The organism is Streptomyces niphimycinicus, assembly GCF_018883605.1.
In the GTDB taxonomy this organism is placed as follows: domain Bacteria; phylum Actinomycetota; class Actinomycetes; order Streptomycetales; family Streptomycetaceae; genus Streptomyces; species Streptomyces niphimycinicus.
Genome location: NZ_JAHLEM010000764.1, coordinates 1 through 9,309, shown reverse-complemented (window position 1 = coordinate 9,309; position 9,309 = coordinate 1). Strand labels below are relative to the sequence as shown.

Annotated in this window: 11 protein-coding genes; 2 read left to right on the top strand and 9 right to left on the bottom strand. The window is 71.7% G+C overall.

All coding sequences use genetic code 11. The features are described 5' to 3' along the window. The 9 genes from KN815_RS42225 to KN815_RS42185 all read right to left on the bottom strand — a co-directional run. Positions 1-492 (bottom strand): 3-hydroxyacyl-ACP dehydratase FabZ family protein (locus KN815_RS42225; RefSeq protein WP_253209587.1); only part of this gene is annotated, 492 nt, incomplete at its 3' end. 2 nt (positions 493-494) lie between these two features. Further along, entirely contained in the window at positions 495-938 is a 444-nt protein-coding gene (locus tag KN815_RS42220; protein ID WP_253209586.1) for a 3-hydroxyacyl-ACP dehydratase FabZ family protein, read from the bottom strand. Further along, on the bottom strand, positions 935-2,062 hold the full coding sequence (locus KN815_RS42215) for a beta-ketoacyl synthase N-terminal-like domain-containing protein (RefSeq protein ID WP_216347070.1): 1,128 nt from the start codon (positions 2,060-2,062) through the stop codon (positions 935-937). The genes KN815_RS42220 and KN815_RS42215 overlap by 4 nt, the downstream gene beginning before the upstream one ends. Before the next feature lie 30 nt (positions 2,063-2,092). Next, positions 2,093-3,112, bottom strand: coding sequence for a thioesterase family protein (locus KN815_RS42210; protein WP_216347069.1), 1,020 nt, complete (start codon positions 3,110-3,112; stop codon positions 2,093-2,095). Continuing rightward, on the bottom strand, positions 3,109-4,035 hold the full coding sequence (locus KN815_RS42205) for an alpha/beta fold hydrolase (protein ID WP_216347068.1): 927 nt from the start codon (positions 4,033-4,035) through the stop codon (positions 3,109-3,111). Before KN815_RS42205 ends, KN815_RS42210 begins: the two co-directional genes overlap by 4 nt. Further along, entirely contained in the window at positions 4,035-4,982 is a 948-nt protein-coding gene (locus KN815_RS42200) for a beta-ketoacyl synthase N-terminal-like domain-containing protein (RefSeq protein ID WP_216347067.1), read from the bottom strand. The genes KN815_RS42205 and KN815_RS42200 overlap by 1 nt, the downstream gene beginning before the upstream one ends. Beyond that, entirely contained in the window at positions 4,979-6,112 is a 1,134-nt protein-coding gene (locus KN815_RS42195; RefSeq protein WP_216347066.1) for a beta-ketoacyl-[acyl-carrier-protein] synthase family protein, read from the bottom strand. Before KN815_RS42195 ends, KN815_RS42200 begins: the two co-directional genes overlap by 4 nt. Positions 6,113-6,168: 56 nt before the next feature. Further along, complete coding sequence (locus tag KN815_RS42190) at positions 6,169-7,410, bottom strand: beta-ketoacyl-[acyl-carrier-protein] synthase family protein (RefSeq protein WP_216347065.1); 1,242 nt, start codon at positions 7,408-7,410, stop codon at positions 6,169-6,171. Positions 7,411-7,464: 54 nt separating this feature from the next. After that, positions 7,465-7,716 carry an acyl carrier protein gene (locus tag KN815_RS42185; protein ID WP_014061562.1) on the bottom strand — a complete coding sequence of 84 codons (252 nt, stop codon included), beginning with the start codon at positions 7,714-7,716 and terminating at the stop codon, positions 7,465-7,467. A 575-nt stretch (positions 7,717-8,291) separates the two neighbouring features. Here KN815_RS42185 and KN815_RS42180 point away from each other — a divergent pair. Together KN815_RS42180 and KN815_RS42175 are read left to right on the top strand one after the other, a co-directional pair. Continuing rightward, positions 8,292-8,789 (top strand): hypothetical protein, encoded by a 498-nt coding sequence (locus KN815_RS42180; RefSeq protein ID WP_216347064.1) that lies wholly within the window; start codon positions 8,292-8,294, stop codon positions 8,787-8,789. Between the two features lie 140 nt (positions 8,790-8,929). Continuing rightward, the gene (locus KN815_RS42175) at positions 8,930-9,199 is read left to right on the top strand and encodes a hypothetical protein (protein WP_216347063.1); all 270 of its coding nucleotides are present in this window, start codon (positions 8,930-8,932) and stop codon (positions 9,197-9,199) included. The last annotated feature ends 110 nt before the right edge of the window (positions 9,200-9,309 follow it).

Here is a 9,309-nt window from a genome sequence, read left to right as displayed (position 1 = left end):
GGGGGCGGGCGCGGGGGCCGGGTCCCCGGGCCGCAGCTCCGCCGCCGGGCGGAAGGCCAGCACCGCGAGGCCCACGGTCAGGGCGGGCTCACCGGCCACCGTGGAACCGCCCTCGATGATCACGGTGTCGTCCACCACCCGGGTGATGGACGCCCGGTGTTCCAGTACGTCCCCCGGCAGCACCGGCCGGTGGTACTCGACCCCGGACACGCTGCCGAAGAGCATGACCTGGCCCTCGAGCACATCGGGATCCGGCGACTCCCAGGTGGCCAGCAGCCCGGCCGACTGGCACCAGGACTCCAGGAGCAGCACCCGCGGATAGCCGTACGCCTGTGCCGGCGCGTCCGGTCCGAGCCCCTGGTACCAGGGCTCATTGCAGGTCACGGCCTTCACGGCGGTCACCCGCTCGCCCGGCACCACTTCGGTCACCCGGTCCAGCAGCAGCATCGGGAACCGGTGCGGCAGCACCTTTCTGATCTCCAACTGGCCCATCATCACGCCTCCTCGGCGGCGAACCGCAGTCTGACCTGGGCGGCGGGCCCACGCTCGGTGGCCACCTTGGCGGCGCACTTCCACACCCCGGACCCGCCGGTCCACACCAGGTCCACCGAAAGCCGGTCGCCCGGGAAGACGGGGCTGAGGAACCGGGTGCTCTCCACCGCCACCAGCTCCAGAGCGGCCGAGCCCGGCGGCGGGGTGCGCAGACCGCTGAGGTGCACGCACTCGATCACGCAGACCCCGGGGAAGATGGGGAAGCCCGGGTAGTGCCCGGGGAAGACCGCCTCGTCCTCGCCCACCGTGACGGCCGTCGCCGCACGCAGCTTGCCCCGGTCGTCGGGGGCGGCCGGACGGACCACCTCCACCCGTACGGCGACCGGACTGCACGGCCGGGTGTCCGGCACCGCGGCACCCTCGATGATCCCGGCGGCCCCGGTCATCGCGGCCCGGCCAGCCGCAGCAGGGCGCAGCCGACCGCGCCGTCCCGGTCGACGGAGGTCACCAGCGCCACCCGGCCGGCGGCCTCGGGGGTGGTTTCGGCGTGCACCAGCACCCCGGCGATCTGGAACGCCGCCGCGGCGGCCCCGGTGTCCCCGATGAGGGCGGCCTGGGTGAGCTGGACCAGCTCCGCCCCCTCGGCGGCCTCGGCCACGGCGGCCCGCTCCTGCTCCCCGGACGGGCCGGGTGCCTCACTGGTGGAGACCGCCCAGATCTCCTCCGGGCGCACCTGCGCACGGTGCAGCGCCCGGCGCAGACAGGCCGCCAGCGCGGGGCGGACCCCGCCGTCCAGCGCGATGCCCATCTCCACCGCGAGGATCTCCGCCAGCACCGGCTGCTCGGCGTCGCCCCCCGCGTCGGGTCCGCGCTGCTCCACCAGCAGCAGTCCGCAGCCCTCACCGGGCAGTTGCGCGGGCCCCTCGGTGCCCGGCTGGTGGGCGTGCCGCTCCAGCCAGGAGCGGGAGTGCGAGAACTCCTCGACCGCACCGCACAGTACGGTCCTGGCCCGGCCGAAGGTGAGCAGCCGGCGCGCGTAGTTGAGGGCGTACAGCCCCGCCGCGTGGCCACCGGCGATCGTGGTGTTCGGCCCCTTGAGCTGGTGCCAGATCGCGCTCTGCCCCGCGGCGCAGTTCATGACGGCGTTGGGAAAGCGCGCCGGGTCCACCAGATACGGCTTCTCCCCGGTGAGCGAGTCCCGGGTGAAGTCCATCTGGCTCTGCACACTGCCGGTGGTGGTGCCCAGGACGAGGGCGGCGTCCTCGCCGGTGGCCACCCACCGGTTGCGCGGCGCGTCGTCGAGCAGCCGGGCGACCGTGGTGACCGCGAGGCCGGTCACCCGGTCCATCGAGCGGACCCCCTTCTTCCCGAGCACCGTGCGCAGGTCGAAGTCGGGCACCAGACAGGCGCGGTCCCCGGCCGCCTGCCACCGCTCGTCATCGAGCGGGGCCGCCGCGGGCCGGCGCTCCCTGATCCCCTCGGTGAAGGCCGCGCGGCCGATCCCGAAGGGCGATACCGCGGACCAGGCCGTGATGACCGGTCGATTCACAAGAGCTGTGCCGCCACTCATGTCTGCTCCGTCGCTCGTCGCCGTCGTCGGTCAGGACTCGCCGCGCAGCGCCTTGGAGACGCGCTCGTCGAAGGTGATCAGGTTCCAGTCCCGCCGGTTCTCGATCAGGGCGTAGCCATGGGTGACCTTGCCGGTCGCGGTCGGCACCAGCTTGCCGTCGCGCACCACATAGCAGTCCATGCGGGAGGTGTAGGTGAAGTCCTTGAAGACGTTCTCGACGGTGTAGACCGTGTAGAGGTCCTCCTCCATCAGCGCCTCGTCCAGGATCTGGATCCGGGAGTGCGGGCAGGCGGGGATCCACCGGCGCTCGTCCAGCAGGGTCTTCACCGAGATGCCCCGGTCGGCCAGGAAGAGGTCCACGACCTCCTCCATCTGCCGCAGATAGCTGGACATCTGGAGCCGCTCCGAGAAGTGGCAGTACGGGTAGGGGATCCGCCACTTCCAGCCGAACGCGTTCTTCCCCGAGGTCAGCAGGTCGAGCACCGGGTCGGGGCCGGAGGTGCCGCGGCCGGCCGACAGCGAGGTGGTGACGGCCGTGAGGTCGGCGCCGGTCAGCTCCGGCGGCTCGGGGGCGACGGCGCCGGGGGTGCTCAGCCGGCCGGTGACGAACCGGGCCAGCTCGGCGGGGGGTTCACCGGCCGCCTCGACATAGCTGTCCGAGCGCAGCACCACCTTGGCGTTGGCGGCCACCACCTTGGTGTCCTCGCCGTCCCGGTCGGCGTGCAGGGCCACCGTGAAGGAGAGGAAGGAGTCGTCGTCCCCGGCCGTCGGCACCACCCGCGCCTGGACCGTCTCGTCCATGTAGAGGGCGTGCAGGATCCGGGTGTCCAGGTCGACGATGTCCACACCGAGGCCGTGCTCCGCGTACAGCGCCCGGGCCGGCAGGTCCGCGTCGGCGAAGTGGCAGAGGATGGCCTCCTCCACCAGGTAGTTGATGTGCTTGAACCCGATCCAGGTGCAGATGTTGGAGCCCTCGTACCGGGTGCGCAGCGACGCGGTCGTCTCGCTGGTGAGCAGCCTCTTGACGGCGCTTTCGGCCACTGTGGTCATCGATCGTGCTCCCATGGGAATCCGAGGCCGGGACCGCCGTGCGGACGGACGGCCGAACAGGTCGTGCTGACGAAGCGATCGAGCAGGGCGGCGAACTGCCGCGCCCGCTCGATCATCAGGAAGTGCCCGCAGTCGGGCAGCAGGCGGTACTCGGCGTCGGGAAGGCCGTCCGCGAGCGTGCGGCCCTCGGCCGGTGGCGCGGCGAAGTCGTCCGCACCGGAGAGCACGAGGCACGGCACGGTGAACCGTCCCAGCCGCAGGGCGGGGGTGCGCAGATAGATCTCGAAGAACCGCATCCAGCCATAGGGGCCGACCCAGTCCCGGATGCGCTCGGCGAGCTGGTGGCGGGTCGCCCCGGGGACCCGGTCCCCGGCGTGCACCCGGATGCCCTCGGCGATCAGCGGGGCCATGGTGTCCACGGAGTACGCCAGGCTCGCCCAGTCGAACTCCTCGGCGGTGCGCCGGTAGAACGGGGCCACCAGCACCATGCCGTGGATGCCGAACTCGGCGAACGGGTCCTGGCCCGCCTCGATCCGGCGGCCCAGGAACTCCATCAGGACGTTCGCGCCCATCGAGTGGGCGACCACCACACCGGCGCCGCCCGGCACCGCGCGCAGGGCGTCGCCCATGTACGGCACGAGATCGCCCCGGGCGCTCCACCCGGCGACGCTCCGGCCCCGCCAGGGCAGATCGGCGGCCCATATCTCGGGCCCGCCGGCCTGGCGGCCGTGCTCGACACAGGCGTCCCACACCGAGCTGCTGTTGGACAGTCCGTGCAGGAGGAGCGCCCGGCCCCGCCCCGGTTCGCCCGGGGCGCGCCGGGTCACCACCACGGGGCTGTCCTTGTCGCCACGTACGGACTCCACGGCGGGCCCGCCGTCCTCCTGGGCGAGCCCCGGCACGAGGCGGTCACCGGTGGACATCAGGCCGCTGCCCGCCCGTGCAGCGCGATGCCCGCGCTGGCGTCGTCGGCGTCGGTGCCCGCGGTGGCGTACACCGGACCGGCGCCGCCCTGGGCGAACCAGCCGACGGCCGCGGCGCACTGGAGCACTCCCAGCGCACCCGAGCCCAGGCCGAAGACCTCGGCCAGATCGTGCCGGTCCACGCCCGCCAGCAGGGTGTCCGGCACGGCTGCCGCCCGCTGTTCGGGCACATGCCACAGGGCCGGCCGGTCGCCGGTTGCCTTGGCCAGCCGGTCCAGCGTGCGGCCGAGGCCGGCGCCCCGGACGTAACTGCCGAGCGCGGCGGGCGCGTTCGCGCCCCGTTCGGCGGCCGACTGCCCGCTCTCCACCACCAGCGCCGCCGCCCCGTCGACGGTCCGCGCTCCGCCGGTGAAGGCGCGTACGGCCTCGTTGTCGGGTTCGACGCCGAGGACCAGCGCCCGGGAGGCCCGGCCGCCGCGGATCAGCGTGGCCGCCCAGTGGACGGCGTCCAGCCCGGAGGTGGCGCCGTTGCACAGCATCAGATTGGGGCCGCGCAGCCCGAAGCGGATGGCGACGGAGGAGGCGATGACATTGCTCGAGGCGTTCGGCAGATCCATGGCGCTGCCCGCCGCCGCCGTCTGCTCGGTGATGGTGTCCATCGCCCGGCAGATGGTGTCGAGATTGCCGTAGTTGGAGCTGGCGACCACCGCGACGCTGCCGCCGGGGACCCGCAGGCCGCCGTCGTCGTCCAGCAGACCGGCGTGGCGCAGGGCCGCGTCGGCCGCGCAGTAGGCGAGCTGGGTGGCCCGGTCCTTGTATCGCAGGCCCTTGCGGCCGACCAGGTCCTTCGGCTCGACCGGCGGGGCCTCGGCCACCGGTGCCATCAGCTCCGGTGCCGTCCTCGCGCGGGGCAGCACCACGCCCACCCCGCTCACCACCACGGTCATCGAGCCGCCTCCAGGATCGCTACGGCGTTGATCCCGCCGAAGCCGAATGCGTTCAACTGGGCCACGGTCAGCGGCCGCCGAGCCGCCTCGCCGGTGACGAAGCGGAATCCGGCCGCCTCGTCCACCGGGTTCTCCAGGCCCACGGTCGGCGGCACCCGCCCCTCGGCGAGGCAGCGCAGGGTGACCACCAGGTTGAGCAGCCCGGAGGCGCCCGAGGTGTGCCCGGTCATCGACTTGGTGGCGGTCACCAGGGGCTTGTCCCGGTCCGGGCCGAAGACGTCCGCGAGCGCGGTCGCCTCCGCCTCGTCGTTGAGCAGCGTCCCGGTGCCGTGCACCATCAGCAGGTCGATGTCCGCGGGCTTCACCCCGCCGCGGGAGTGCGCCTCCCTGATCGCCTCGGCGATCCCGGCCGGGTCCGGCGCCGTCACATGGAAGGCGTCGCAGTTGACCGCGACATCCCGGACCAGGCCGTGCACCGGACGTGTGCCGGGGACCCGGCTGAGCACGACCGCCGCCGCGCCCTCGCCCATCAGGACGCCGTCCCGGTCGCGGTCGAAGGGCCGCACCCGGGTCGGGGGCACCGGCTGCACCCGCTCCAGCAGGCCGTACATGGTCTCGGTGAGCACATCGACACCGGCCACGACCACCGTGTCCGCCCCCTGCGCCAGCAGGTCCACACCCAGCGCCAGGGCGTACAGCCCGGCCGAGCACGCGTTGGACAGGGTGTGGGTGTCATCGGCCCGGAACGCCTCGCGCAGCGCGGTGCCGAAGTGCAGCTCCGCAGCCGGGAATTCGGCGCCCTGGGTGCGCCACAGCTCCACCGAGCGCAGCTCGCGCAGCCCGGTGCCGACCAGGACCGGCACCCCGCTCAGATCGCTCTCGTCCAGGCCCGCGTCGCGGACCGCCTGGCCGACCGCGTCCAGCAGCAGCCCGGTCGCCCGGCGGGTGACGTCCACCCCGGGTGCGGGGCGGTTGTCCACCTCGTACGCATGGTGGGCCGTGTGCCGGGCGTGGTCGAAGCCGCGCAGTTCGGCCACCGCCGAGCGGCCCGCGCACAGGTTGTGGAAAACCTCGTCGACATCGCCGCCCACCCCGGCCACGGCGCCCATGCCGGTCACCGCCCGACTCATGCCGGCACCCCGACCGCCCAACCCGGCCACGGCCCCCATGCCGGTCACCGCCCGACTCATGCCGGCACCCCGTCGTACCGGCCGAGCAGCACCACCGCGTTGTTGCCGCCGAAGGCCAGGCCGTTGTTCTGCACGACCTTCAGCTCCGCCTCGATGGCCACGTTGGGCACGCAGTCCACATCGCACTCGGGGTCGGTGGTCGTGTGGTTGATGGTCGGCGGAATGAACTTCTCGGTGATCGCCAGGGCGCAGCCGATGGCCGACAGCGCGCTGGCTGCGCCCATGGTGTGGCCGATCATCGACTTCATCGAGATGGTCCTGGGCGGACGGCTGCCGAAGACCTCGCGGATGGCGCGGGCCTCGGTGACGTCGTTGGCCTTGGTGCCGGTGCCATGGGCGGAGATGAGGTCCACCTGGTCGGCCTTGACCCCGGCGTTCTCCAGGGCGAGTTGCATACAGCGGCCGACGCTGTCCTGGTTCGGCGCCACCTGGTGGTAGGCGTCGCAGTTCAGGCCGTATCCGAGCACCTCGGCGTAGATCCGGGCGCCCCGGGCCAGCGCGGACTCCAGGCTCTCCAGGACCAGCACCCCGGCGCCCTCACCGGTGAGGATGCCCTTGCGGTCGACGTCGAACGGCCGGCACCGGTCCGGCGCGATGGTGCCCAGCCGGTAGAAGCCGGAGAACGTCTTGCGGCACATCGCGTCCGCGCCGCCGCACAGCGCGTACTCCGCGTCCCCGGAGCGGACGGCGTCATAGCCGTAGCCCAGGGCGTAGTTGCCGGCCGCGCAGGCGGTCGGAATCGTCACCGCCTCCACATCGGAGAGCTGGAGCTCCTGCGCGATGGCCGCCGACAGACGGCCGGCCGGAACGCGGCGGGCGAGTTCGGGCGACATATGCTCGGGACCGTGGGTGATCTCGGCCTCGACCAGGTGGTCCAGATCCCGCGATTCACCGTCGGTGGTCCCGATGGAGATCAGACCCGGCAGCGACCGCCAGTCCGCGATGGAGACCCCCGCGTCCTCGATCGCCATCCGGGCCGCGGCGACCGAGTACTGCGTCGCCCGGCCGAGCTGCTCGACCGCGAGGTGGCGTATCCACCGCTCGGGGTCGAAATCCTCCACCTCACAGCCGTTCGCGTGGTCGAACCCCGCCACGTCGAACACCGTGATCGGCTTGGCCCCGCTGCTTCCGGCGCGCAGTCCGCGCCGGAACTCATCGACGCCCATACCGATACTGGAGACCACACCGAGACCGGTGATCACCACTCTTCGCGGGCTCGCATGCCCCGACTCCGCCATCCCGTCCCCCTCGTCCGCTGTTCCGGCCGTGTCCGCGATTACGAAAGCGCCGCTTTACCAGCCGGCGGACTCGGCGACTACCTCGTAGACGCCCTTGAGGTGCACCATCCGGGGAAGCTCCGACTGGTCGATGGTGACGTGGAATTCCTTCTCGAGATTCGCGAGAATTTCGATGGAACGCAGCGAGTCAGCCGAGTGGTCCTCCTTGAAGAGGCTGGTCTCCGTAACCTCGTCCTCTTCGATCTCCAGAACGTCGCAGACGATCTCCTTGATCTTCTGCACCCGCTCCTCGTGCACCGAACTCATGATGGATCCCCCACTTTCGAACAAGGCCGACCCGCAGGCCGTTTCCATTTCGGACTCGGATCTTTCTATGGCACCCCGCCATACCGCGCAATGCCCACTGCATAAAGCTGCCACAACCCGGTCGGCAGACCTGCCCGCTACCCGGATTCCCGCTCGACGGCGGTTATTTATCGGCGCTTCCACCAGAACTATCCGCGCGGCCGGAACCGCGCAACAGCCGGTACAGGAAGCTGCCAGCGAATGGTTCTCGTCCGCCGTCATCCCCTGATCAGGGGCTCGGTTCCGTGGTCGGTTCGCACGGTGTGTCCGGGCCCCTGATCTCCTCCCCGGGCATGCCGCGGCGGGTGCGCGAAGCACCACGGGCGCGCCGAAGGGAGGCACCGGCGGTCGTTCGGGGGATGACCACCGCCGGAGTCGAATCTCCCGCCGTCCACGTACTGGACACGGGGTGTTCCGCCAACTGACTGGATTTCTATCCGAGTCCGTTGATCTTCCACAATGGCGCTAACAGGAAGGTGCCAGCACAGGGCCCGCCCCGGCCGCGGGCCGGCGGAACACCATGACACCATCGGTCGGTGATCGAGCTCGGCTACTCCCTCTCCCACCGCTTCCCGGACCCGCCGCAGACGGACTACCGGAGCGCACCGGTCCAGGCCCTGCGCCACGACCTGTTCTGCGGTGACGTCTATCTGGCGGACACCGCGACCGACCGTGAACTGTCCACCGCCTGGGGCTGGTTGCCGGTGCTGGACTTCGCCTGGGCGCTGTGCGACATCGTCGAGCTGCTCGACCGGGATCCGCGCGGCAGCCGCTCGGCCACCCCCGTCCACGCGGAACTCGACTTCACCGAATCCACCGACCGGCTGCGCTTCGAACGGCGCTTCGGATGGGTGGACATCACCGCCGACTGGGCACCGGCCACGGAACCACCGCTGAATTTCTCCCACACCGCGCTGCGCCGCGAGGCCCGGGACTTCCTGCACGATCTGATCGCGGATCTGGTGGATCTGCACGACGGGCTCGCGGACAACCCCGCGATCTGGAATCTCCAGGCCCGTTTCCCGCGCGTCTAGCCGGACGCCGTACGACCCGCCGAACCGTCTATCACCGGCCTATAGCCACGGACCTCCTTTGGAATAGGCCGACCATAGGCGGGCATTCCATCCTGGTCCCGCGGACATGGATGCCGGTCCGCACGAACCAGGGAGGTGCAGTGGAAAACATATCGACCACTGAGATTCCGGCCGGAGTGGAACTCGATTTCACGGCCTGGCTCCAGCACCTGGAACGCCGGGATCTCAGTGATCCGGCGGAGTTCGCCGCGGTCGTCAGGGAGCTGGCGCTCGACCCGCACCGCGCGGAGTACGCCGAGTACATCGGGCCCCGGCAGTCGCTGATGAGCGACGCCGGGGCCCGCTGGGCCAGCCTGGTGGGCATGCTCATCAACGCCGTCCACAGCACGACCATGGCGGACAGGCCCTGAGGCGTACGCGCCGGGATCGGCCACGCGCATCGGCCGCATGCGGCGGCCACGCGCATCGGCCGTACGCAGCGGCCACGCGCATCGGCCGTACGCAGCGGCCACGCGCATCG

Bases quoted from the DNA above. Each gene is read 5' to 3' on its own strand.
- KN815_RS42220 (WP_253209586.1), bottom strand. From the start codon at position 938: ATGACCGGGGCCGCCGGGATCATCGAGGGTGCCGCGGTGCCGGACACC.
- KN815_RS42215 (WP_216347070.1), bottom strand. From the start codon at position 2,062: ATGAGTGGCGGCACAGCTCTTGTGAATCGACCGGTCATCACGGCCTGG.
- KN815_RS42210 (WP_216347069.1), bottom strand. From the start codon at position 3,112: ATGACCACAGTGGCCGAAAGCGCCGTCAAGAGGCTGCTCACCAGCGAG.
- KN815_RS42205 (WP_216347068.1), bottom strand. From the start codon at position 4,035: ATGTCCACCGGTGACCGCCTCGTGCCGGGGCTCGCCCAGGAGGACGGC.
- KN815_RS42200 (WP_216347067.1), bottom strand. From the start codon at position 4,982: ATGACCGTGGTGGTGAGCGGGGTGGGCGTGGTGCTGCCCCGCGCGAGG.
- KN815_RS42195 (WP_216347066.1), bottom strand. From the start codon at position 6,112: ATGAGTCGGGCGGTGACCGGCATGGGCGCCGTGGCCGGGGTGGGCGGC.
- KN815_RS42190 (WP_216347065.1), bottom strand. From the start codon at position 7,410: ATGGCGGAGTCGGGGCATGCGAGCCCGCGAAGAGTGGTGATCACCGGT.
- KN815_RS42185 (WP_014061562.1), bottom strand. From the start codon at position 7,716: ATGAGTTCGGTGCACGAGGAGCGGGTGCAGAAGATCAAGGAGATCGTC.